At 71.5% G+C, this 23412-nt stretch carries 21 protein-coding genes; 11 read left to right on the forward strand and 10 right to left on the reverse strand.

From position 1 onward, the window contains the following. Positions 1-201 precede the first annotated feature (201 nt). The 6 genes from ACH4TP_RS17605 to ACH4TP_RS17630 all read left to right on the forward strand — a co-directional run bounded on the left by ACH4TP_RS17605 (position 202) and on the right by ACH4TP_RS17630 (position 8195). The gene (locus ACH4TP_RS17605; protein ID WP_398181604.1) at positions 202-2607 is read left to right on the forward strand and encodes a SulP family inorganic anion transporter; all 2406 of its coding nucleotides are present in this window, start codon (positions 202-204) and stop codon (positions 2605-2607) included. 193 nt (positions 2608-2800) lie between these two features. After that, positions 2801-4756: an acetate--CoA ligase gene (gene acs, locus ACH4TP_RS17610; RefSeq protein WP_398181601.1), complete on the forward strand. Its 1956-nt coding sequence runs from the start codon at positions 2801-2803 to the stop codon at positions 4754-4756. Positions 4757-5002: 246 nt separating this feature from the next. After that, positions 5003-6394, forward strand: a complete 1392-nt coding sequence (gene nhaA, locus ACH4TP_RS17615) for a Na+/H+ antiporter NhaA (RefSeq protein ID WP_389223101.1) — start codon at positions 5003-5005, stop codon at positions 6392-6394. A gap of 76 nt (positions 6395-6470) precedes the next feature. Then, the gene (locus ACH4TP_RS17620; protein ID WP_389223098.1) at positions 6471-6956 is read left to right on the forward strand and encodes a phage holin family protein; all 486 of its coding nucleotides are present in this window, start codon (positions 6471-6473) and stop codon (positions 6954-6956) included. Beyond that, positions 6953-7888 carry an alpha/beta fold hydrolase gene (locus tag ACH4TP_RS17625; protein ID WP_389223095.1) on the forward strand — a complete coding sequence of 312 codons (936 nt, stop codon included), beginning with the start codon at positions 6953-6955 and terminating at the stop codon, positions 7886-7888. Before ACH4TP_RS17620 ends, ACH4TP_RS17625 begins: the two co-directional genes overlap by 4 nt. A gap of 121 nt (positions 7889-8009) precedes the next feature. Continuing rightward, positions 8010-8195 (forward strand): hypothetical protein, encoded by a 186-nt coding sequence (locus ACH4TP_RS17630; RefSeq protein ID WP_389223092.1) that lies wholly within the window; start codon positions 8010-8012, stop codon positions 8193-8195. A 19-nt stretch (positions 8196-8214) separates the two neighbouring features. Here the strand turns inward: ACH4TP_RS17630 and ACH4TP_RS17635 are convergent, their stop codons facing one another. The 3 genes from ACH4TP_RS17635 to nth all read right to left on the reverse strand — a co-directional run bounded on the left by ACH4TP_RS17635 (position 8215) and on the right by nth (position 11266). Continuing rightward, positions 8215-9414, reverse strand: coding sequence for a MarP family serine protease (locus ACH4TP_RS17635; protein ID WP_398181596.1), 1200 nt, complete (start codon positions 9412-9414; stop codon positions 8215-8217). Between the two features lie 79 nt (positions 9415-9493). Continuing rightward, the gene (locus tag ACH4TP_RS17640; RefSeq protein WP_398438470.1) at positions 9494-10198 is read right to left on the reverse strand and encodes an NUDIX hydrolase; all 705 of its coding nucleotides are present in this window, start codon (positions 10196-10198) and stop codon (positions 9494-9496) included. A 117-nt stretch (positions 10199-10315) separates the two neighbouring features. Beyond that, a complete protein-coding gene (nth, locus tag ACH4TP_RS17645) occupies positions 10316-11266 on the reverse strand; it encodes an endonuclease III (protein ID WP_398438471.1) in 951 nt (316 codons plus the stop codon). A 305-nt stretch (positions 11267-11571) separates the two neighbouring features. Between nth and ACH4TP_RS17650 the strand changes: the two genes are divergently transcribed. After that, positions 11572-12246 carry a Crp/Fnr family transcriptional regulator gene (locus tag ACH4TP_RS17650; RefSeq protein ID WP_015034542.1) on the forward strand — a complete coding sequence of 225 codons (675 nt, stop codon included), beginning with the start codon at positions 11572-11574 and terminating at the stop codon, positions 12244-12246. A 73-nt stretch (positions 12247-12319) separates the two neighbouring features. Here the strand turns inward: ACH4TP_RS17650 and ACH4TP_RS17655 are convergent, their stop codons facing one another. From ACH4TP_RS17655 to ACH4TP_RS17675, 5 genes are all read right to left on the reverse strand, one after another. Then, a complete protein-coding gene (locus tag ACH4TP_RS17655) occupies positions 12320-13204 on the reverse strand; it encodes a prohibitin family protein (protein ID WP_389223080.1) in 885 nt (294 codons plus the stop codon). A gap of 127 nt (positions 13205-13331) precedes the next feature. Further along, entirely contained in the window at positions 13332-14162 is an 831-nt protein-coding gene (locus ACH4TP_RS17660; protein WP_398181588.1) for an MBL fold metallo-hydrolase, read from the reverse strand. Further along, the gene (locus ACH4TP_RS17665) at positions 14159-15073 is read right to left on the reverse strand and encodes an NUDIX hydrolase (RefSeq protein ID WP_398438472.1); all 915 of its coding nucleotides are present in this window, start codon (positions 15071-15073) and stop codon (positions 14159-14161) included. Before ACH4TP_RS17665 ends, ACH4TP_RS17660 begins: the two co-directional genes overlap by 4 nt. Positions 15074-15161: 88 nt before the next feature. Next, positions 15162-15632, reverse strand: coding sequence for a RidA family protein (locus ACH4TP_RS17670; protein WP_351177150.1), 471 nt, complete (start codon positions 15630-15632; stop codon positions 15162-15164). After that, the gene (locus ACH4TP_RS17675; RefSeq protein WP_015034547.1) at positions 15629-15787 is read right to left on the reverse strand and encodes a DUF4177 domain-containing protein; all 159 of its coding nucleotides are present in this window, start codon (positions 15785-15787) and stop codon (positions 15629-15631) included. Before ACH4TP_RS17675 ends, ACH4TP_RS17670 begins: the two co-directional genes overlap by 4 nt. A 122-nt stretch (positions 15788-15909) precedes the next feature. Between ACH4TP_RS17675 and ACH4TP_RS17680 the strand changes: the two genes are divergently transcribed. After that, complete coding sequence (locus ACH4TP_RS17680) at positions 15910-16872, forward strand: ArsA family ATPase (RefSeq protein WP_389223072.1); 963 nt, start codon at positions 15910-15912, stop codon at positions 16870-16872. 269 nt (positions 16873-17141) lie between these two features. Continuing rightward, positions 17142-18488 (forward strand): ArsA family ATPase, encoded by a 1347-nt coding sequence (locus tag ACH4TP_RS17685; RefSeq protein ID WP_398181709.1) that lies wholly within the window; start codon positions 17142-17144, stop codon positions 18486-18488. A 169-nt stretch (positions 18489-18657) separates the two neighbouring features. On the opposite strand, the gene ACH4TP_RS17690 is transcribed toward ACH4TP_RS17685, so the two are convergent. After that, positions 18658-19002 (reverse strand): WhiB family transcriptional regulator, encoded by a 345-nt coding sequence (locus ACH4TP_RS17690; protein ID WP_181924596.1) that lies wholly within the window; start codon positions 19000-19002, stop codon positions 18658-18660. A 416-nt stretch (positions 19003-19418) separates the two neighbouring features. Here ACH4TP_RS17690 and ACH4TP_RS17695 point away from each other — a divergent pair, with 416 nt between their 5' ends. Beyond that, the gene (locus tag ACH4TP_RS17695; RefSeq protein WP_398181580.1) at positions 19419-21662 is read left to right on the forward strand and encodes a transglycosylase domain-containing protein; all 2244 of its coding nucleotides are present in this window, start codon (positions 19419-19421) and stop codon (positions 21660-21662) included. 70 nt (positions 21663-21732) lie between these two features. Here the strand turns inward: ACH4TP_RS17695 and ACH4TP_RS17700 are convergent, their stop codons facing one another. Next, a complete protein-coding gene (locus ACH4TP_RS17700; protein ID WP_398181577.1) occupies positions 21733-22197 on the reverse strand; it encodes a GatB/YqeY domain-containing protein in 465 nt (154 codons plus the stop codon). Positions 22198-22271: 74 nt separating this feature from the next. Between ACH4TP_RS17700 and ACH4TP_RS17705 the strand changes: the two genes are divergently transcribed. Further along, positions 22272-23210 (forward strand): metallophosphoesterase, encoded by a 939-nt coding sequence (locus ACH4TP_RS17705; protein ID WP_389223063.1) that lies wholly within the window; start codon positions 22272-22274, stop codon positions 23208-23210. The last annotated feature ends 202 nt before the right edge of the window (positions 23211-23412 follow it).

The following is a 23412-nucleotide window of genomic DNA, read 5'->3' on the forward strand; positions in this document are numbered from 1 at the left end:
AACGACAAGCCGGTTTACGCACGCTCTGTCACCGGAACCGGTGAATTATTGCCCTGTTTGCCCTGAAAATAATGCCGCAGTCTTTACTCTCCATTACGATCCATTTACCGAGCGTTGATCCCCTGTTCTGGGGGCCTCGCCGGGAATCCCGCCGCTGCACCCCGCACGAGCCGCGACCGCGCTGCCCCGGAGGAGACGGGAATGACCCTCTACGCCCCTGCCCGCACGACCAGCCGACCCCGGATCCAGCGGCCCCACAGCCCGCCGGAGGGGCCGCGCCGCTTCCGCTTCCCCCTCGCCGGCGCCGACCTCTCCGCGTCCGTCGCCGTCTTCCTGATCGCGCTGCCGCTCTCCCTCGGCATCGCGCTCGCCACCGGAGCCCCGCTCCAGTCCGGCCTGGTCGCCGCCGCCGTCGGCGGCCTCGTCGCCGGCCGGTTCGGCGGCTCCCCGCTCCAGGTGAGCGGCCCCGCCGCCGGACTCACCGTCGTGACCGCCGAGCTCATCCAGCGGTACGGCTGGCGCACCACCTGCGCCATCACCGTCCTCGCCGGCCTCACCCAACTCGCCCTGTCGGCCCTGCGCGTGGCCCGCTCGGCACTCGCCGTCTCGCCCGCGATCGTGCACGGCATGCTGGCCGGCATCGGCGTCACCATCGCCCTCGCCCAGCTCCACATCGTGCTCGGCGGCACCCCGCAGAGCTCCGCCGTCGACAACGCCCTCGGTCTGCCCGCCCAGTTGGCGCGCGCGCACCCGGCCACGCTGACCATCAGCGCCCTCACCGTGGCCGTGCTGCTGTGCTGGCCCCGGTTGCCGGGCCGCGCGGGACGGCTCGTACGGAAGGTTCCGGCCGCGCTCGTCGCGGTGGCCGGGGCGACGGCCGTGGCCGCCTTCGCCGGACTCGCCGTGCCCCGCGTGGACCTGCCGTCCTGGAGCAGTCACGCGCTGCCCGGCCTGCCCGAGGGCCCGGTCCTCGGCATCGCGGCGGGCGTGCTCACGATCACCCTCGTCACCAGCGTGCAGTCACTGCTGTCGGCCGTGGCGGTCGACAAGCTGGTCGCCACCCGGGCGGACCACGGCAAGGGCGTCCCCCGCTCCCGCCTCGACCGCGAGCTCGCCGGACAGGGCGCGGCCAACGTGGTCTCCGGGGCGCTCGGCGGCCTCCCGGTCGCCGGGGTCGCGGTCCGCAGCGTCGCCAACGTCTCGGCGGGCGCGGTGAGCCGCGCCTCGACCATGCTGCACGGCCTGTGGATCGTGCTCGCGGCCCTGCTGCTCGTGCCGGTGCTCGACCTGATCCCGCTGGCCGCGCTCGCCGCGCTCGTCATGGTGGTCGGCATCCAGATGGTGAGCATCACCCACATCCGTACGGTGACGCGCCACCGCGAGGTCGTCGTCTACGCGGTGACGCTGGCCGGTGTCGTCCTCGTCGGCATCCTGGAGGGCGTCGCCCTCGGCATCGCCGTGGCCATCGCGGTCGCCCTGCACCGGCTGGCCCGCACCCGGATCACCCGCGAGGAGCGGGACGGGCGCCAACTGCTGCGCGTCCGTGGCCAGCTGACCTTCCTCGCCGTGCCCCGGCTCAGCCGGGCCCTGCACCAGCTGCCGCAGGGCTCCGACGTGGTGGTCGAGCTCGACGGGTCCTTCATGGACCACGCCGCCTACGAGGCGCTGAGCGACTGGACCACCGGGCACCTCGCCCACGGCGGGACGGTCGAGACGACCGGCCCCACCGGTGTCCGGATCGCCGAGCCCGCCCCCGTCACCGCCTCCGCCGCGCACCCCTGCTGCCGACCCTGGACGCCCTGGCACAACCACCAGTGCGGGGAGGCGCAGCCCTCGGAGAACGGGCCGGCGACGACCGGGCCGGAGACGACCGGAGCGGAGGCGAGCGGACCGGAGACGAGCAGACCGACGACGGGGCTTCACCTGGCGAGCGGCATCGGGAAGTTCCAGCGGAACACCGCCCCACTGGTGCGGGAGGAGCTCGCGCGGCTCGCCCGGGAGGGGCAGCGGCCCTCGCAGCTCTTCCTGACCTGCGCCGACTCCCGGCTCGTCACCAGCATGATCACCTCCAGCGGCCCCGGCGACCTCTTCACCGTGCGCAACGTGGGCAACCTCGTCCCGCTCCCCGGCGAGGAGAGCGGGGACGACTCGGTGGCGGCGGCGATCGAGTACGCGGTGGAGGTGCTGCGGGTCTCGTCGATCACCGTCTGCGGCCACTCCGGCTGCGGTGCGATGCAGGCCCTGCTGAGCGGCAGCCCGGACGACCCGCCGACCCCGCTCCGCCGCTGGCTGCGCCACGGCAGACCCAGCCTGGAGCGGATGGCGAGTCGACGCCATGCCTGGGCCCGGATCTCCGGGCGCCTGCCGGCCGACGCGGTCGAGCAGCTCTGCCTGACCAATGTGGTCCAGCAACTGGAGCACCTGAGGGCGTACGAGTCGGTCGCGCGCCGACTGGCCGAGGGCACGCTCACGCTGCACGGCGTGTACTTCCACGTGGGCGAGGCGCAGGCGTACCTGCTCTCCGGGACGGACGAGGTGCACAGCTACGACGACGTCTTCACCCAGGTCGTGCCGACGGACCAGCTCGAAACGGCACGCGCGTCCTGAACCTTCCGGCCGCTCCGGCCGTGAGACTGTGTGGCCCCTTCTCCCACCGCTCGGGAAGAAGGGGCCACTTCGCGTCAAGCCGCTCACAGGTCTAAACCAATTCCCTGGAGGCTCTTGTCACCCGGCCGTCTGACTGATGAGCTATGACGCGGGACACATACGCACAGAGGACGCCCTGGGAAAGGGAGATGTCGTGAGCAACGAATCCTTGGCCAACCTGCTCAAGGAAGAGCGGCGGTTCGCGCCGCCCACCGAGCTGGCCGCGGACGCCAATGTGACGGCGGAGGCGTACGAGCAGGCCAAGGCGGACAGGCTGGGTTTCTGGGCCGAGCAGGCCAGGCGTCTCAGCTGGGCCACCGAGCCGACCGAGACCCTCGACTGGTCGAACCCGCCGTTCGCCAAGTGGTTCGCCGACGGTGAGCTGAACGTGGCGTACAACTGCGTCGACCGGCACGTCGAGGCCGGCCACGGCGACCGGGTCGCCATCCACTTCGAGGGCGAGCCCGGCGACAGCCGCGCCCTCACCTACGCCGAGCTCAAGGACGAGGTCTCGAAGGCCGCCAACGCCCTGACCGAGCTGGGCGTCCGCAAGGGCGACCGGGTCGCCGTCTACCTGCCGATGATCCCCGAGGCGGCCATCACGATGCTGGCCTGCGCCCGTGTCGGCGCCGCCCACTCGGTGGTCTTCGGCGGCTTCTCGGCCGACGCCGTGGCCTCCCGCATCCAGGACGCCGACGCCAAGCTGGTCGTCACCGCCGACGGCGGCTACCGCCGCGGCAAGCCGAGCGCCCTCAAGCCGGCCATCGACGAGGCCGTCGCCAAGTGCCCGCAGGTCGAGCACGTCCTCGTGGTCCGCCGTACGGGCCAGGACACCGCCTTCACCGAGGGCCGGGACGTCTGGTGGGACGACATCGTCGCCCGCCAGTCCACCGAGCACACCCCGGAGGCGTTCCCGGCGGAGCACCCGCTCTTCATCCTGTACACCTCGGGCACCACGGGGAAGCCGAAGGGCATCCTGCACACCTCCGGCGGCTACCTCACCCAGGCCGCCTACACCCACCACGCCGTCTTCGACCTCAAGCCGGAGAGCGACGTCTACTGGTGCACCGCCGACATCGGCTGGGTCACCGGACACTCGTACATCGTCTACGGCCCGCTGGCCAACGGCGCGACGCAGGTCATGTACGAGGGCACCCCGGACACCCCGCACCAGGGCCGGTTCTGGGAGATCGTGCAGAAGTACGGCGTCACGATCCTCTACACGGCGCCCACCGCGATCCGCACGTTCATGAAGTGGGGAGACGACATCCCCGCGAAGTTCGACCTCTCCAGCCTCCGCGTGCTGGGCTCGGTCGGCGAGCCGATCAACCCCGAGGCCTGGGTCTGGTACCGCGAGCACATCGGCGCGAACAAGACCCCGATCGTGGACACCTGGTGGCAGACCGAGACCGGCGCGATGATGATCTCGCCGCTGCCGGGCGTCACCGAGACCAAGCCGGGCTCCGCGCAGCGCCCGCTGCCGGGCATCTCCGCCACCGTCGTGGACGACGAGGCGAACGAGGTCCCGAACGGCGGCGGCGGTTACCTGGTCCTCACCGAGCCGTGGCCGTCGATGCTCCGCACCATCTGGGGCGACGACCAGCGCTACATCGACACGTACTGGTCCCGCTTCGAGGGCAAGTACTTCGCCGGTGACGGCGCCAAGAAGGACGAGGACGGCGACATCTGGCTGCTGGGCCGGGTCGACGACGTCATGCTCGTCTCGGGTCACAACATCTCGACCACCGAGGTCGAGTCGGCCCTCGTCTCGCACCCGTCCGTCGCCGAGGCGGCCGTCGTCGGCGCCGCCGACGAGACCACCGGTCAGGCGATCGTCGCCTTCGTCATCCTGCGGGGCACGGCGAGCGAGGACGAGGGTCTGGTCGCCGAGCTGCGCAACCACGTCGGCGCGACCCTCGGCCCGATCGCCAAGCCGAAGCGGATCCTGCCGGTGGCGGAGCTGCCGAAGACCCGCTCGGGCAAGATCATGCGCCGTCTGCTGCGCGACGTCGCGGAGAACCGCGAGCTGGGCGACGTCACCACCCTGACCGACTCCTCGGTCATGTCGCTCATCCAGAACCAGCTGCCGGCCGCCCCCAGCGAGGACTGAGCCCCTCCCGCACACGGAAGCGCCCGCCCCGAGCCACCGCTCGGGGCGGGCGCTTCCGTGTGCACGGGCGCTTCCACGGGCAGGGCAAAACGCCTCTTACCCACCTAAAGTGAATCCCGCCGGACACACCCCGAGCTCGTTAGGTAAAGTAAGGATCGCGTCAGGAACGCGACAGAAAGACCTAGGTGCGCCGGGAAGTCTGGTCGGCATGTGCTCTGCCCTGCCCACCGACCGGAGGTCCCCCCAGTGTCCGCCCCCAGCGACCGCAAGTTCCTCGGACGGCTCTCCCTCCCCGAGCGCCGCTACCTCGCCGACGCGCTGCGCACCGAGACCGTCGGCGGCGTCCTGCTGCTCCTCGCCGCCGTCGCCGCCCTCGTCTGGGCGAACAGCCCGCTCAGCGACAGCTACGAGGCCGTACGGGACTTCCACATAGGCCCCGCCGCCCTCGGCCTCGACCTGTCGGTCCAGCACTGGGCCGCGGACGGCCTCCTCGCGGTCTTCTTCTTCGTCGCCGGCATCGAGCTCAAGCGCGAGCTGGTCGCGGGCGAGCTGCGCGACCCCAAGGCCGCCATGCTCCCCGTCGTCGCCGCGCTCTGCGGCATGGCGGCCCCCGCCCTCGTCTACGCCCTGGTCAACGCCGTCGGCGGCGGCTCCATGGACGGCTGGGCCGTGCCCACCGCGACCGACATCGCCTTCGCGCTCGCCGTCCTCGCCGTCATCGGCACCTCGCTGCCGTCCGCGCTGCGCGCCTTCCTGCTCACCCTCGCCGTCGTCGACGACCTGTTCGCGATCCTGATCATCGCGATCTTCTTCACCAGCGACCTGAACTTCGCCGCGCTGGGCGGCGCCGTCGCCGGACTCGTCGTCTTCTGGCTGCTGCTCCGCAAGGAAGTCCGCGGCTGGTACGTGTACGTGCCGCTGGCCCTGGTCATCTGGGGCCTGATGTACAACAGCGGCGTCCACGCCACCATCGCCGGCGTCGCCATGGGCCTGATGCTCCGCTGCACCACCAGGGAGGGCGAGGAGCACTCCCCCGGCGAGCACATCGAGCACCTGGTCCGGCCGCTCTCGGCCGGTCTCGCCGTGCCCCTCTTCGCGCTCTTCTCCGCCGGTGTGAGCGTCTCCGGCGGCGCGCTCCACGACGTCTTCACCCAGCCGGTCACCCTCGGCGTGGTCCTCGGTCTCGTCGTCGGCAAGGCGATCGGCATCTTCGGCGGCACCTGGCTCGCCGCCCGCTTCACTCGGGCGGAGCTCAACCCGGACCTGAGCTGGCCGGACGTGTTCGCCGTCGCCACCCTCGCCGGGATCGGCTTCACCGTCTCCCTCCTCATCGGCGAACTCGCCTTCGCCGGGGACGCCGTCCTGACCGACGAGGTGAAGGCCGCCGTCCTGACCGGCTCGCTCATCGCGGCCGTCCTCGCCTCCGTCCTGCTGAAGCTGCGGGTCCGGAAGTACCAGGCGCTCGTCTCCGACGAGGAGCGCGACGAGGACGAGGACGGCATCCCCGACATCTACGAGCAGGACAACCCGGAGTACCACCTGCGGATGGCCGAGATCTACGAGCGGAAGGCCGCGGAGCACCGGGAGCGCGCCCAACTGGCGGGGGCATCGCGCGACGAGGCCGACCGTCCGGCATGATCTGATTCGGACCGTAGAAGAGGACTCGCACCACAAGAAGAGGACCTCGGACCGCAGAAGAGAAGAGGGAGCAGCGATGAGCGACCCGTTCGACGGAACCGAGCGCAGCCTCGGCCAGCTGGTCGCCTCGGCGACCGCCGAGATGTCCGCGCTGGTGCACGACGAGATCGCCCTGGCCAAGGCCGAACTGCGGCAGGACGTCAAGCGCGGCGCGCTCGGCAGCATCATGGGCATCGGCGCCCTCGTGGTGCTGCTGTTCTCGCTGCCGATGCTGAGCTTCGCGCTCGCGTACGCCATCAACACCTGGACCGGCGGGCACAACGGCAACGGGGGCTGGAACCTCGTCTGGTGCTTCCTGCTGTCCTTCGCGTTCAACGTGCTGCTGGCGGGCCTCCTCGGAGCGATCGCCGTCGCCAAGTTCAAGAAGGTCAAGCCGCCGGAGAGGTCCATCGCCTCCGCCAAGCAGACGGCGGCGATCATGGGGAACGCGAAGCCGCACCCCCGTCCGGAGCAGCGTCCGGCGCTTGAGAAGGCATCCGCTGTGGGACGCTCGTCCGTATGACCCTCCCCGAGAGCAGCAGCGGCAACGGCGGGCCCGTACGGCTCGACGGGCCGTGGACGCACCGTGACGTGGCCGCCAACGGCGCCCGCTTCCACATCGCCGAGATGGGCGACGGCCCGCTGGTGCTGCTCCTGCACGGCTTCCCGCAGTTCTGGTGGACCTGGCGCCACCAGCTGCCCGCCCTGGCCGAGGCCGGGTTCCGGGCGGTCGCGATGGACCTGCGCGGGGTCGGCGGCAGCGACCGTACGCCGCGGGGTTACGACCCCGCCAACCTGGCGCTCGACATCACCGGCGTCATCCGCTCCCTGGGCGAGCCGGACGCGGCGCTCGTCGGGCACGACCTGGGCGGCTACCTCGCCTGGACGGCCGCCGTGATGCGGCCGAAACTGGTGCGCCGGCTCGTGGTCTCCTCGATGCCGCACCCGCGCCGCTGGCGCTCGGCGATGCTCTCCGACTTCGCCCAGTCGCGGGCCGGCTCGCACGTGTGGGGCTTCCAGCGGCCGTGGCTGCCGGAGCGTCAGCTCGTCGCGGACGACGGGGCGCTCGTGGGTGAGCTGATCCGGGACTGGTCGGGGCCGAGGCCGGTCGACGAGGAGGCCGTCGAGGTGTACCGGCGGGCGATGTGCGTCCCGTCGACGGCGCACTGCTCGATCGAGCCGTACCGCTGGATGGTGCGGTCGCTCGCCCGCCCGGACGGCATCCAGTTCAACCGGCGCATGAAGCGGCCGGTGCGGGTGCCGACGCTGCATCTGCACGGCTCCCTGGATCCGGTGATGCGGACCCGCAGCGCCGCCGGGTCCGGCGAGTACGTGGAGGCGCCGTACCGCTGGCGGCTCTTCGACGGCCTCGGGCACTTCCCGCACGAGGAGGACCCGGTGGCCTTCACCACGGAGCTCGTCAGCTGGCTGAAGGATCCCGAGCCCGACCGCTGAGCCTTTGTCACGGCCGCGTCGGGGTACAGGCGTCCGTCGAACGGCCATGTGCCCCCCGCATACTCCAATTGGCGGGCCCGGAAGCGGTTACCGACCTCGGACCCCGGGCAGACGTCGAGGTATGGGCTGGACGCACGACTACGGTGACACGACAGCACGCGACCGCCGCTCGGCCACGGGGCCGGGCTCCCGCGAGCGGGGTGGCCCGCCGGACCAGGGCGCGGGGCAGGTGGGGATCTCCCGTATCCTCCGCCGCCGGGCCCGCTGGGTCTCGGCCCGGCTCCGGCACCCCAGAGACACCGCGTAGGGCCCCTGTCAGGCCTGGCTCAGAGGGCGCAGCCCTGGGTGTCGACCTGCTGGTCGGCGGTCCGGCCGCGCTCGATGTCCTCGCGGATCTCGTCGACCGTCAGGGCGTATCCGGTGTTCGCGTCGTCGAGGGAGCGGGCGAAGATCACGCCGTACACCTCGCCGTCCTCGGTGAGGAGCGGGCCGCCGGAGTTGCCCTGGCGGACCGTCGCGTACAGCGAGTAGACGTCCCTGCGCACCTCGTCGCGGTGGTAGATGTCGGGACCCTTGGCGCTGATGCGTCCCCGCACGCGGGCCGAGCGGACGTCGTACGAGCCGTTCTCCGGGAATCCGGCGACGATCGCGTCGTCGCCGCTACGGGCGTCCTCGTCGGTGAAGGCCAGCGGAGTGGCCCTGAGGCCCGGCACGTCCAGGACGGCGATGTCGCGCTGCCAGTCGTAGAGGACGACCTTGGCGTCGTAGAGCCTGCCCTCGCCGCCTATCTGGACGGTCGGTTCGTCGACGCCTCCGACGACGTGGGCGTTGGTCATGACGCGGCGGTCGGCGAAGACGAAGCCGGTGCCTTCGAGGACCTTGCCGCAGCTCTGCGCGGTGCCGACGACCTTCACGATGGAGCGCTGCGCGCGGGCGGCGACGGGGCTGTCCGCGAGCGCCGGGTCGGGCGGGGTGACCTGGGTGATCGGCTCGTTCGCGAAGGGGCTGAAGACCTGGGGGAAGCCGCTGCGGGCCAGGGTGGAGCTGAAGTCCTCGAACCAGCTGGAGGCCTGATCCGGCATCACCTGCTCCACGCCGAGCAGCACCTTGGAGTTCCGCACCTCCTTGCCCAGGGTGGGCAGCGACGTACGGGCGAGGGCGGAGCCGATGAGCCAGGCCACGAGCAGCATCGCGACGACGTTGACGAGGGCGCCGCCGGTGGCGTCCAGGGCGCGGGCCGGTGACCAGGTGATGTGGCGGCGCAGTTTGTTGCCGAGGTGGGTGGTGAAGGCCTGGCCGATGGAGGCGCAGACGATGACCGCCATCACGAAGACGACGGTGGCCGTGGTCGAGACCTCGCTGTTGTCCGTCAGCTGGTCCCAGAGGATCGGGAGCAGCAGGACGGCGACGAGACCGCCGCCGAGGAAACCGATCACCGACAGGATGCCGACCACGAATCCCTGGCGGTAGCCGATGATCGCGAACCACACGGCGGCGAGCAGCAACAGGATGTCCAGCACGTTCACCGTCAGTAGCCTCGCAGATTCGTTTCCGGTCGCCCGGGGTCGGTCGGTCCGCCCGAGGGCCGGCCCGGGAGCCAGCCTGTCATGACCGCCAGTCGAGCGGGACCTTCTTGGACCGGTCCCAGGGGCGCTCCCAGCCGGCGAAATGGAGCAGCTTGTCGATGACGCCGGCCGTGAAACCCCAGACCAGAGCGGATGCGACGAGGAACGCGGGGCCCTCGTGGCCGAGCGGGTGCACGGCGGTCGCGCGGTTCGCGGGGTCCGTGAGATCCGCCACGGGGACGGTGAAGACGCGGGCGGTCTCGGCGGGGTCGACGACGCCGACCGGGCTGGGCTCGCGCCACCAGCCGAGGACCGGGGTGACGACGAAGCCGCTGACCGGGATGTAGAGCCGGGGCAGCACGCCGAAGAGCTGCACGCCCGCCGGGTCGAGGCCGGTCTCCTCCTGGGCCTCGCGCAGGGCGGCGCGCAGCAGCCCGCCGTCCGCCGGGTCGCCGTCCTCGGGGTCGAGGGCGCCGCCGGGGAAGGAGGGCTGTCCGGCGTGCGAGCGGAGGCTGCCGGAGCGCTCCATGAGGAGCAGCTCGGGGCCGCGCTCGCCCTCGCTGAAGAGGACGAGGACGGCGGACTGGCGGCCGTCGCCGCTCTCGGGCGGCAGGAAGCGGCTCAGCTGCTCGGGCCGGACCGTGCGGGCGGCCCGGTCGACGGGCGCGAGCCAGTCGGGCAGCCCGTCGCGGCTGAGCAGGCCGGCCGGGCCGGGCCCGTGGATGTCTTCGTCAGTGCGCGTCATAGGCACCCCCGTGGTTCACAACGCGATCGGTGGACGGGTTCGTTCCCGGGGTTCGCTCCCGGCGTTCGTCCCTGGGGTTCGTTCCCAGGGTTCGCTCCCGGGGCTCGTCGCCGGCGTTCAGGCGTCATCGTCCGGCGCGGCGGCGCCGCCCAGGGGGAGCGCCGGGCGGCCGGGGTAGTCGGGCGGCGGGTTGAGCCGCTGGCCGGGGAGGCCGCCCTTCTCGTACTTGAGCAGCTTCCTCGCCTTCTCGGGGTCGGTCTCGCCCTCTCCGTACGAGGGGCAGAGGTGGGTGATCGGGCAGGCGCCGCAGGCGGGCTTGCGGGCGTGGCAGATCCGCCGGCCGTGGAAGATCACCCGGTGCGAGAGCATCGTCCACTCGCTCTTCGGGAAGATCTCGGCGACCTCGGCCTCGATCTTCACCGGGTCGTCGGACTCGGTCCAGCGCCAGCGCCGGGCGAGGCGCATGAAGTGGGTGTCGACGGTGATGCCGGGGACCCCGAAGGCGTTGCCGAGGACGACGAAGGCGGTCTTGCGGCCGACGCCGGGGAGCTTGACGAGGTCCTCCAGGCGGCCGGGGACCTCGCCTCCGAAGTCGTCCCGGAGGGCGGCGGCCAAGCCCATGATCGACTTGGTCTTGGCGCGGAAGAAGCCGGTCGGCCGGATCAGCTCCTCGACCTCCTCGGGCACGGCGGCGGCGAGGTCCTCGGGGGTGGGGTACTTCGCGAAGAGGGCGGGGGTGGTCTGGTTGACCCGCAGGTCGGTGGTCTGGGCGGAGAGGACCGTGGCGACGAGCAGCTCGAAGGAGTTGCGGAAGTCGAGTTCCGGGTGGGCGTACGGGTAGACCTCGGCCAGTTCGCGGTTGATCCGGTGCGCCCGGCGGACCATCGCGAGCCTCGACTCGGGCTTGGCGGGCTTGGCGGCCGCGGCGGGCTTCGAGGGCTTGGCGGACTTCGAGGGCTTGGTGGCGGCAGCCTTGCCCGACGCGGCGGGCTTCGCGGCTGCGGCGGCCTTCGAAGGCTTGGCGGGCGCGGCGGGCGTGCTGGGCGCGGCGGGGTCGACCGGCCCCACGGGCTTCCGTTTTGCGGCTTTCGCCCGTTTCGACACGCCGTGTTCGCCCACAGCGGAATTACCTTCGGCCGACACTCTTTCAGCCCCCTTGGCCTGCGCTCTCACCGGCGAGTTGGACACCCGGCCAGCCTAGGCGCCGACACCGACATCCGCCCCGGTCACCGCCGATCGGAGCCCAATCGGGCACCTGGCGTACGACCGGGCGGCTCGGTGCGTCAAACTTGTTGTGATTGATCGCACTGTTTTGTGCGTCCGGCATCATGGGACCCAGGTCCTTTGAGCAGGTCGACAGTAGGAGAGAACTCGTGGACGACGTTCTGCGGCGCGCCCCGCTCTTCGCGGCGCTCGATGACGAGCAGGCTGCCGAGCTGCGCGCCTCGATGAGTGAGGCGACGCTCGCCCGTGGCGACGCGCTCTTCCACGAGGGCGACCCCGGCGACCGCCTGTACGTGGTGACCGAGGGCAAGGTGAAGCTGCACCGCACCTCCCCCGACGGCCGCGAGAACATGCTGGCCGTCCTCGGCCCCGGCGAGCTCATCGGCGAGCTGTCCCTCTTCGACCCGGGCCCGCGCACCGCCACGGCGACCGCGCTGACCGAGGTCAAGCTGCTCGGCCTCGGCCACGGCGACCTCCAGCCCTGGCTGAACGCCCGCCCCGAGGTGGCCACCGCGCTGCTGCGCGCCGTCGCCCGCCGACTGCGCAAGACCAACGACCAGATGTCCGACCTGGTCTTCTCCGACGTCCCGGGCCGTGTCGCCCGCGCGCTCCTCGACCTGTCGCGCCGCTTCGGCGTGCAGTCGGAGGAGGGCATCCACGTCGTCCACGACCTCACCCAGGAGGAGCTGGCCCAGCTGGTCGGCGCCTCCCGCGAGACGGTCAACAAGGCGCTCGCCGACTTCGCCCAGCGCGGCTGGCTGCGCCTTGAGGCCCGCGCCGTGATCCTGCTGGACGTGGAGCGCCTCGCGAAGCGCTCGCGCTAGTACCCAGGCATACGCGGAAGGCCGCCCCGGTCGTCGGACCGGGGCGGCCTTCCGCGTGTGTGCGAGGCGGGGGTCAGCGCTTCGAGCCGTCCACGATCACCGGGGCGGAGCCGCCGCTCCCGCAGGGCACCGCGTAGACCGGGTTCTTCGCCGCGGCCTCCCGGTACGCGTCGATGCACTGGTTCATCAGGACCTTGTCCGTCAGCGAGTCGTTGAGGATCTTGTTGGCGCGGGCGATGCCCTCCGCCTCGATGCGGCGCCGGTCGGCCTCGGCCTTCGCCGTGCGGGAGGCCTCCAGGGCCCGCTCGGTGGCCTGCTCCTGCTGGATCTTGCGGTCGATCTGGGCCTGGAGGGAGTCCGAGGGCTTCACGTTGCGCAGGTTGACCGTGGTCACGTCGATGCCGCGCGGGGCCAGGCGCTCCTTGATGAGGCGGCCGATCTCGGCGTTGATCCCCTCGCGGTCGGAGGCGTAGCCCTGCTCGCTCGTGTAGTGGGCGAAGACGTTGCGGACGATCTCGCGGCTGTCGGGGTAGACGAGCCGCTGCTGGATGGCGTCCTCGCTGCCCGCGAGCTTGTACAGCTCGACGGCCTTGGCCTGGTCGACGGCCCACTTCACCGTCACCTCGGCGTACATGACGCCGCCCTGCGAGGAGCGGACCTCGACCACGTCCTTGTCGGAGAGGTTGAGGTCGACCGGGCGGGTGGAGAAGGTCGTGACGTCCGTGAACGGCGACTTCATGTGCATGCCCGAGGTCATCGGCGAACCCACCTTGCCGAAGGCGACCGGCACGCCCACCTCGTACGCGCTGATCACGTACGTCATGCTCACGATCAGCGAGAAGACGCCGGCCAGGACCGCGCCCAGGGCGCCGAACTTCAGCCCCGCGGAGTCGTTGGCGCGGCCGACGAAGAAGAGCACCACTGCGGCTATGACCAGCAGGATGGCGATGACGAACACGGGCGTTCCCCCCGAAAGCTACGGCCAGAAGTAAGCGGAGCGTAAAACATTGGTCAGGAACACCCAAGGGCCGGGGCCCCCTCGGGACAGGATCGTGACGCCCCGCGGACCAGGGGCGGAGCAGCCCCTAGGCCAGACCACGCTCCCGCAGGTACTCCAGCTGCGCCCGTACGGACAGCTCGGCCGCCGGCCACAGCGAGCGGTCCACGTCCGCGTACACATGGGCGACGACCTCCGCCGCCGTACGGTGCCCGGCCGCGACCGCCGTCTCGACCTGCGCCAGCCGGCTCGCCCGGTGCGCGAGGTAGAACTCCACGGCCCCCTGCGCGTCCTCCAGGACCGGCCCGTGCCCCGGCAGGACCGTGTGCACCCCGTCGTCGACGGTCAGCGAGCGCAGCCGCCGCAGCGAGTCCAGATAGTCGCCGAGCCGCCCGTCCGGGTGCGCGACCATCGTCGTCCCGCGCCCCAGGATCGTGTCCCCCGTCAGCACCGCGCGGTCGGCCGGCAGGTGGAAGGAGAGCGAGTCCGAGGTGTGCCCGGGGGTCGGGACGACCCTCAGCTCCAAGCCGCCGACCGTCACCACGTCCCCCGCGCCGAGGCCCTCGTCGCCGAGGCGCAGCGCCGGGTCGAGGGCCCGCACGGCCGTCCCGGTCAGCTCCGCGAACCGGCCCGCGCCCTCCGCGTGGTCCGGGTGACCGTGGGTCAGCAGGGTCAGCGCGACCCGCTTGCCGAGCTTCTCCGCGGTGTCGATCACATGGCGCAGATGGTCCTCGTCGAGCGGTCCCGGGTCGACGACGACCGCGAGGCCGGAGCCCGGCTCGGAGAGCAGCCAGGTGTTGGTGCCGTCGAGGGTCATCGCGGAGGGGTTCGGCGCCAGGACGTTCACGGCGCGCTCGGTCGCGGGCCCGGAGACCACGAGCCCGCGCGGCTGCCCGGGCAGGGCGGCGGCGTCACTCATGCCGCACCCCCTGTGGCCCCGGTGGCTCCGGTGGCCCCTGCGGGGATGACCTTGGTGAACTCCTCGTGCCCCGGCCAGCTCAGGACCAGCTCGTCGCCCTCCAGGCGCGCCTGCGCGAGGACGGGGGTCATGTCCTGCCGCTCCGCCGCCGCCAGCGCCTCGGCGGCCGTTCCGTACGGCTCCAGGGTGCGCAGGGTGGAGATCGTCGGCGGCATCATCGTCAGCTCGCCCCGGTCGTAGCCGGCCGCGGCCTGTGCCGGGCGGATCCAGACCGTGCGGTCCGCCTCCCCGGAGACGTCCCGGGTGCGCTGCCCGGCCGGGAGCGCGGCCACGAAGAACCAGGTGTCGTACCGGCGCTGCTCGAACTCGGGGGTGATCCAGCGGGCCCACGCGCCGAGGAGGTCCGAGCGCAGGACGAGCCCGCGCCGGTCCAGGAAGTCGGCGAAGGACAGCTCCCGGGCGACGAGCGCCTCCCGGTCCCGCTCCCAGTCCGCGCCGGTCGTGTCGCCGACGACGCCGTCCGCGGTCTCCCCGGCGAGCAGCACGCCCGCCTCCTCGAAGGTCTCGCGCACGGCGGCGCAGACCACGGCCTGCGCCTGCGCCGGGTCGTCGAGGCCGAGCCGGTCCGCCCACATCTCCAGGGACGGGCCCGCCCAGCGCACCGGCTGCTCGTCGCGCGGGTCGACACCGCCGCCCGGGTAGGCGTACGCGCCGCCCGCGAAGGCCATCGAGGTGCGGCGGCGCAGCATGTGGACGTCGGGCCCCGCGGCCCCGTCCCGCAGGAGCAGCACGGTGGCGGCGCGCCGGGGCGTCACCGGGGTGAGCTCACCGGCGGCGAGGGCCCGGATGCGGTCGGGCCACTCCGGCGGGTACCACTGACCGTTCGACTGCTTCGACTGACCATTCGACATGGCCGGATGCTATGCGCAAGCATCGGAATGCACGAGAGCCGGTTTCCCACGCCTGTGGAAAACCGGCTCTCCGCATCCGTTCCGGATGTCAGGCCTCGACGAGCTCGACCTGGACCTCGACCTCAACCGGCGCGTCGAGCGGCAGCACGGCCACGCCGACGGCGCTGCGGGCGTGCACGCCCTTCTCGCCGAGGATCTCGCCGAGCAGCTCGCTGGCGCCGTTGATGACGGCGGGCTGGCCGGTGAAGTCGGCGGCGGAGGCGACGAAGCCGACGACCTTCACGACGCGCTTGATGCGGTCGAGGTCACCGGCGACCGACTTCACGGCCGCGAGCGCGTTGAGCGCGCAGGTGGCGGCGAGCTCCTTGGCCTCCTCCGGCGTGACCTCGGCGCCGACCTTGCCGGTCACGGGAAGCTTGCCCGCCACCATCGGGAGCTGGCCCGAGGTGTACACGTACACGCCGGACTGCACGGCCGGCTGGTAGGACGCGAGCGGCGGCACGACCTCGGGCAGGGTCAGGCCGAGCTCGGCGATCCGCGCCTCGACGGCCCCGCTCACGACTTGGCCCGCTTCAGGTAGGCCACGAGCTGCTCGGGGTTGTTCGGCCCGGGCACGACCTGGACGAGCTCCCAGCCGTCCTCGCCCCAGGTGTCCAGAATCTGCTTGGTCGCGTGCACCAGAAGCGGCACCGTGACGTACTCCCACTTGGTCATGGGGCCGACTGTATCCGCTGCCGCCCCGGCTCCCGTCCCGGCTCCCCCGAGGCCGCCCCTAGGTGGCTTCTCCGGGGCGGCCTGCTGATTGCGCGCGGCCGCCAGTGGTTAGGCTCGACAACGTGAGCAGGCTCCAGGTCGTCAGCGGCAAGGGCGGTACCGGTAAGACGACGGTCGCCGCCGCCCTCGCCCTCGCCCTCGCGACGGAGGGGAAGCGGACCCTCCTCGTCGAGGTCGAAGGCAGGCAGGGCATCGCACAGGTCTTCGAGACGGAAGCCCTTCCGTACGAGGAGCGCAAGATCGCCGTCGCGCCGGGCGGCGGTGAGGTGTTCGCGCTGGCGATCGACGCCGAGCGCGCGCTCCTCGACTACCTCCAGATGTTCTACAAACTGGGCGGGGCGGGGCGGGCCCTGAAGAAGCTCGGCGCGATCGACTTCGCGACGACGATAGCGCCGGGCGTCCGGGACGTGCTGCTGACCGGCAAGGCGTGCGAGGCGGTCCGGCGCCGGGAGAAGGACGGCCGCCCCACCTATGACCACGTGGTCATGGACGCGCCGCCCACCGGCCGCATCACCCGCTTCCTCAACGTGAACGACGAGGTCGCGGGCCTGGCCAGGATCGGCCCGATACACAACCAGGCGCAGGCCGTCATGCGGGTCCTCAAGTCCCCGGAGACGGCGGTGCACCTGGTGACCCTCCTGGAGGAGATGCCGGTCCAGGAGACCGCGGACGGCATCGCGGAGCTGAGGGCCGCCGAGCTGCCGGTGGGCAGGGTCGTGGTGAACATGGTCCGCCCGCACGTCCTCGACGAGGCGGCGGTACGGGCCGCCTCCGGCGACCACCGCGAGGCGATCGCGCGGACCCTGGCCTCCGTCGGCGTCACGGGCGGCACCGCCCTGGTCGAGCCGCTCCTCGGCCAGGCGGCCGAGCACGCGCGGCGGGTGGAGCTGGAGCGGACGCAGCGCGCGGTCCTGGACGGCGTCGGCGTCCCCTCGTACGAACTCCCCTTCCTCGGGGACGGGGCGGACATCGCCGGGCTCTACCGGCTGGCGAAGGAACTGCGGAAGCAAGGGGTGGGCGCGTGACGAAGAAAGCGGGCGCCGAGCCGGCCGACGCCGGGAGCAGCGGCGCCGGGGCGGGCACCACCGGGCCGGGTCGCGGCGCTGGGGCGGACGCCACCGAGCCGGGTCACGCCACCAAGCCGGGTCGCGCCGCCGAGCCGGGCCGCGGCGCCGGCGCGGGCGCGGGCGTCACCGAACCGGGCCCTGGCCCCGAACCGGGTCACGCCACCGAGCCGGGTCACGGCGCCGAGCCGGGTCACGGCGCCGAGCCGGGTCCCGCCACCGAGCGCGGGATCGATCGTGCGCCGGTTCTGGAGCTCGACCCGCTGATCGACGATCGCGGGACGCGCATCATCGTCTGCTGCGGCGCGGGCGGGGTCGGGAAGACGACCACGGCGGCGGCGCTCGGGGTGCGGGCGGCGGAGCGGGGGCGGCGGGTCGTCGTGCTCACCATCGACCCGGCGCGCCGGCTCGCCCAGTCCATGGGCATCGACTCCCTCGACAACACGCCCCGCAAGGTCGAGGGCATCAAGGGGTCCGACGGCGGCGAACTGCACGCCATGATGCTGGACATGAAGCGGACCTTCGACGAGATCGTCGAGGCGCATGCGGATCCCGAGCGGGCGCGGGCGATTCTGGAGAACCCCTTCTACCAGTCCCTGTCGGCCGGATTCGCCGGTACGCAGGAGTACATGGCGATGGAGAAGCTGGGCCAGCTCCGGGCCCGCGACGAGTGGGACCTGATCGTCGTCGACACCCCGCCGTCCCGGTCCGCGCTGGACTTCCTGGACGCGCCGAAGCGGCTCGGGTCCTTCCTCGACGGGAAGTTCATCAAGCTGCTCATGGCCCCGGCGAAGGTGGGCGGCCGGGCCGGGATGAAGTTCCTCAACGTCGGCATGTCGATGATGACGGGGACCCTGGGGAAGCTGCTGGGAGGTCAGTTCCTCAAGGACGTGCAGACGTTCGTGGCGGCGATGGACACGATGTTCGGCGGGTTCCGGACCCGCGCGGACGCCACGTACAAGCTGCTCCAGGCCCCGGGTACGGCCTTCCTCGTGGTCGCGACGCCGGAGCGGGACGCGCTGCGCGAGGCCGCGTACTTCGTGGAGCGGCTGGCCGCGGAGGAGATGCCGCTGGCCGGCCTCGTCCTCAACCGCGTCCACGGCAGTGGTGCCGCCCTGCTGTCGGCCGAGCGGGCGCGGGCCGCCGCGGAAAATCTTGACGAGGGGCGCATTGTGGATCAGGGGGGCGGGAAGGCTGGACACGGTGGCTCCCCGGCCACCGGAACCGAGCGCAAGCCCGAGCCCGACCCCGAGCACGAGCCGAACGATCTCGCCACCGCCGCCGCACTGTCCGTATCCGAGGCTGCCCCCACAGCCGACCCGGCACAGGAAACACCGGCACAGCAGACAGACACACCGGACGTCGACGTCCGTCAGCTCACCGCGGGACTTCTGCGCCTCCATGCCGAGCGCATGCGGGTGCTCGCGCGTGAGCAGCGCACGCGCGACCGCTTCACCGCGCTCCACCCCGAGGTGGCGGTGACCGAAGTGGCCGCCCTGCCCGGCGATGTGCACGACCTCGCCGGGCTGCGGGCCATCGGTGACCGGCTCATGGCGGGGCAGGCGCCCTCGGCCTGAGCCGTCTCGCGTACGAGTACCCGTATCCGTACTCGTACCCGCGTCTCTTGCCCGTGTTCAGTACGCGCTTCTTGCCAGTGCTCCGTACGCGGTCTTGTCCGTGCCGCGTACGCGTCGGGGCTCCGTGCCGCGTACGTGTCAGGACTCCCCTGCTCCGTACGCGTCGGGGCTAGCCGACCGCCGCGTACGCCTCGTACGTCGCGTCGTCGTCGATCGCCACGGGCAGCAGGCCCGCTCCCCGCTCGTACTCCGTCCGCGCGGTCTCCAGGAGCCGGCGCCACGAGGTGACGGTCGGCCTCCGGCGCAGCAGGGCGCGGCGCTCTCGCTCCGTCATGCCGCCCCACACGCCGAACTCCACGCGGTTGTCGAGGGCGTCGGCGAGGCACTCGGTCCGCACCGGGCATCCGGTGCACACCGCCTTTGCCCTGTTCTGCGCCGCTCCCTGTACGAAAAGTTCATCCGGATCGGTAGTGCGGCAGGCCGCCTGCGCACTCCAGTCAGCTACCCAGCCCATACCGGCGCCGTCCTCTCCCGAATCGAGGCTCCCCCACGGCGGCAGCGGCATATTCACCGCTGCCAGTTGGGACGTTACGGAAGGTGGGCACAGCGCAACACCCCCTTCGGGCCCAATCTTGAATGGCCCGAACGGACTATGCGTGCGCGTCAGATCACCCAGGGGAGTGATCGAAAGACATGCGTGAGATACCGGACATATCTCTCGTACATGCCCTTCTTCGATGGGGCCACTTCGGGCACCGTGTGACGCATGAGCCGGAATCGGACACGAGATTCCCGTGTTTCGGGGTCACGGGAATTCATACCGATGTCACGCACGGGTCTTGATGCGAGACCACACTGCTGTGACAGTTGGGAGCAGCTTAGGCCAAGGCATATACGTGTGTCCGGCGAATGAGAACGTAGGCTGCCCCCATGGCAAAGAAGCGCTCGGGCGGTGGTCTGACCGGGACCCAGCAGGCCGCCAAGTTCCTCGGTGTCAGTGTGCTCGCCGGAGCCGTGCTGGCGGGCATCGCCCTGCCCGCGGCCGGCGCACTCGGGCTGGCCGCGAAGGGCACGGTGGAGGGGTTCGACGAGATCCCCTCCAATCTGAAGACCCCACCGCTGAGTCAGCGCACCACGATCCTGGACGCCGAGGGCGGTCTGATCGCCACGGTGTACTCGCGGGACCGGAAGGTCGTGCCGATCGACAAGATCTCCCCGTACATGCAGAAGGCGATCGTCGCTATCGAGGACGGGCGCTTCTACGAGCACGGGGCGATCGACCTCAAGGGCGTGCTGCGCGCCATCAACCGCAACGCGCAGTCGGGCGGGGTCTCGCAGGGCGCGTCCACGCTGACCCAGCAGTACGTGAAGAACGTCTTCGTCGAGGAGGCCGGTGACGACCCCGAGAAGGTCGCGCAGGCCACCCAGCAGACCATCGGCCGCAAGGTCCGCGAGCTGAAGTTCGCGATCCAGGTCGAGGAGGAGCTGGGCAAGAAGAAGATCCTGGAGAACTACCTCAACATCACCTTCTTCGGGCAGCAGGCCTACGGCATCGAGGCCGCCTCCCAGCGCTACTTCTCCAAGCACGCCGCCGATCTGGACCTGGGCGAGGCCGCGATGATGGCCGGCCTGGTCCAGTCGCCGAGCCGCTACGACCCGATCAACGACATCCAGGAAGCCACCAAGCGCCGCAACGTGGTCCTCCAGCGGATGGCCGACGTGAAGGACATCAGCCAGGCCGAGGCGGACGCGGCGAAGGCCAAGCCGATCAAGCTGAAGGTCAAGACCCCGAAGAACGGCTGCATCACCGCCGTCGACGGCGCCGGCTTCTTCTGCGACTACGTCCGCAAGACGATCCTCAACGACCCGGTCTTCGGCAAGACCTCCGAGGAGCGGTCGAAGCTGTGGAACCTGGGCGGTCTCACCATCAGGACCACGCTCGACCCGCGCGCGCAGGCCGCCGCCAACGAGGCCGCCATCGCCAAGGTCAACAAGGACGACCCGGTCGCCGCCTCGGTGGTGCAGGTCCAGCCCAAGACCGGCCGCATCCTGTCGATGGGCCAGTCCCGCCCGTACGGCCTGGACCAGAAGCAGCACCAGACCACGCTGAACCTCGCCGTCGGCAGCAGGATGGGCGGCACGACGTACGGCTTCCAGGTCGGCTCGACCTTCAAGCCGATCACCGCCGCCGCGGCCCTGGAGAAGGGCATCAGCCCGGCGACGAGCTTCAACGACCCGTCGAAGATCAACATCAGCGAGAGCGAGTACACCCGCTGCGACGGCAAGCCCTCCGGTTACGCGAACTGGGAGGTGAGCAACGAGATGGAGTCGGAGAAGGGCCTCTTCGACATGACGAGCGCCCTCGGCAAGTCCATCAACACCTACTTCGCCAAGCTGGAGCAGATGGCCGGTCTCTGCGAGACGCTGACGATGGCGAAGAACGTCGGTTACGAGCGCGAGCTGGGCAAGCCCATCAAGCAGAGCCCCTCCGTCACCCTCGGCAGCATCGAGTCCACCCCGCTCGACATGGCGTCCGTCTACGCGACCTTCGCCAACCGCGGCATCTACTGCACCCCGGTGGCCATCGAGTCGATCAAGGCCGCCAACGGCGACAAGCTGAACGTGCCGCAGACCAAGTGCACGCGGGCCATGAGCGACCGGACCGCCGACACCGTCAACCAGATGCTGAAGGGCGTCGTCGAGGACGGCACCGGTACGCGGGCCGGCCTCAGCGACCGCGACAACGCGGGCAAGACCGGTACGACCAACGACCGCAAGGACGCCTGGTTCGTCGGCTACACCCCGAACCTGTCCACCGCCGTCTGGGTCGGTGACGACGTCGGCGAGAAGAAGTCGATGTACGACATCACCATCGGCGGCGAGTACTACGACAAGGTCTGCGGTGGCTGCCTCCCCGGCCCCATCTGGAAGATCGCGATGACGGGCGCCCTGGACGCCGGCGAGACGCCGAGCTTCGTCTCCGTCTCCGTGCCGCGGGCCGAGAAGCCCAAGGACGAGGAGAAGCCGGGCGGCGAGGGCCCGAACAAGCCCCGCAAGCCCGCCGACGCCAAGCCCGGGGACACCACGCCGACGACCGACCCGCTCCCCGGCGGGATCACGATCCCGCCGAACCTGATCGGCGGCGGGCACGGCGGCCGCAAGCCCGGCCACTGACGCACCCCTGACACGAGGAAGGGCGCCCCACCCAGGTGGGGCGCCCTTCCTCGTACGTGCTCCGCGCGGATCAGCCCGCGAGCAGCTTCTTCACCGCGGCGGCGACGCGGCCGCCCTCGGCCTGGCCGGCCACCTTCGGGTTCACGATCTTCATGACGGCGCCCATGGCGCGCGGGCCCTCGGCGCCCGCCGCCTTCGCCTCCTCGACGGCCGCCGCGACGATGGAGTCGAGCTCCTCGTCGCCGAGCTGCTTCGGCAGGTACGCGTCGAGGATCTCGCCCTCGGCCAGCTCGCGCTCGGCGGACTCGGCGCGACCGCCCTGGGCGAAGGCGTCCGCGGCCTCGCGGCGCTTCTTCGCCTCCTTCGCGATCACCTTCTGCACCTCGTCGTCGGAGAGTTCGCGCTTGGTCTTGCCCGCGACCTCCTCCTTGTTGACGGCGGCGATGGTCATCCGCAGGGTCGAGGAGCGCAGTTCGTCGCGCCCCTTGATCGCGGCGGTGAGGTCTTCCTGAAGCTTGGCCTTGAGCGTGGTCATGGGGTCAAGTGTGGCAGGTGGTCCACCCGTACCGCCCGCGCATTTCGGCTCGGCGGGTCTGCGACGATGGGGGGATGCGCGCACGGTACGGGATCCCCCTGAAGATCACGGCAGGCCTCACGGCGACGGCTGCGGCCGGAATCGTCTACGCGGCCGGCTTCGAGGCCCGCTCCTTCCGGCTCCGCCGGGTGACGGTCCCGGTCCTCCCGCGCGGCATGCGCGACCTGCGGGTCCTCCAGGTCTCCGACATCCACATGGTGAGCGGCCAGCGCAAGAAGCGCGCCTGGCTGCAGTCCCTCGCGGGGCTCCGCCCGGACTTCGTCGTCAACACCGGCGACAACCTCTCCGACACGCAGGCCGTGCCGGAGGTCCTCGACGCGCTCGGGCCGCTGATGGAGTTCCCCGGCGTGTACGTCTTCGGCTCCAACGACTACTACGGGCCGACGCCGCGCAACCCCGCCCGGTACCTGAAGGAGAAGGTCCAGGGCCGCCACGGGCTCAACGGCAACCCGCCGGTCGTCGGCGCCGTGCACAACCCGTGGGAGGACATGAAGGACGCCTTCGACGCGGCGGGCTGGGTGGACCTCACCAACACCCGCGGCCGGCTGAAGCTGCCGCAGGCCGAGCTCGCCTTCACCGGCCTGGACGACCCGCACATCAAGCGCGACCGGTACGCCCGGGTGGCCGGCGGCCCCGACGCCTCGGCCGACTTCACGGTGGGCGTCGTGCACGCCCCGTACCTGCGCTCGCTCGACGCCTTCACGGCCGACGGGTACGAACTGATCCTCGCCGGGCACACCCACGGCGGGCAGCTGTGCATCCCCTTCTACGGGGCGCTCGTCACCAACTGCGACCTGGACACGGACCGGGTGAAGGGGCTCTCCACGCACACGGTCGCGGACCGGACCTCCTACCTCCACGTCTCCGCGGGCTGCGGCACCAACCGGTACACCCCGGTCCGCTTCGCCTGCCCGCCCGAGGCCACCCTGCTCACCCTGACGGCGCGCGCCTGAGCCCTTACGGTGGGGGCATGATCACGCCTCGCACCGGTGCCGTGCCGGCCTCCGCCGTCATACCCCCCGCCGGGGGCCCCCCCCCGGGGGGGGGGGGGGGGGGGGGGGGGGGCCCGGCCCCCGCCCCGGGGCCGGGGAAAACCTGTGTGTTTGGGGGCGAGGGGGGGGGGGCGGTGGAAATTACCAAGTAGGGCCGAAAACT

Origin of the sequence: Streptomyces sp. NPDC021012 (genome assembly GCF_044333355.1) — a bacterium.
GTDB lineage: Bacteria > Actinomycetota > Actinomycetes > Streptomycetales > Streptomycetaceae > Streptomyces.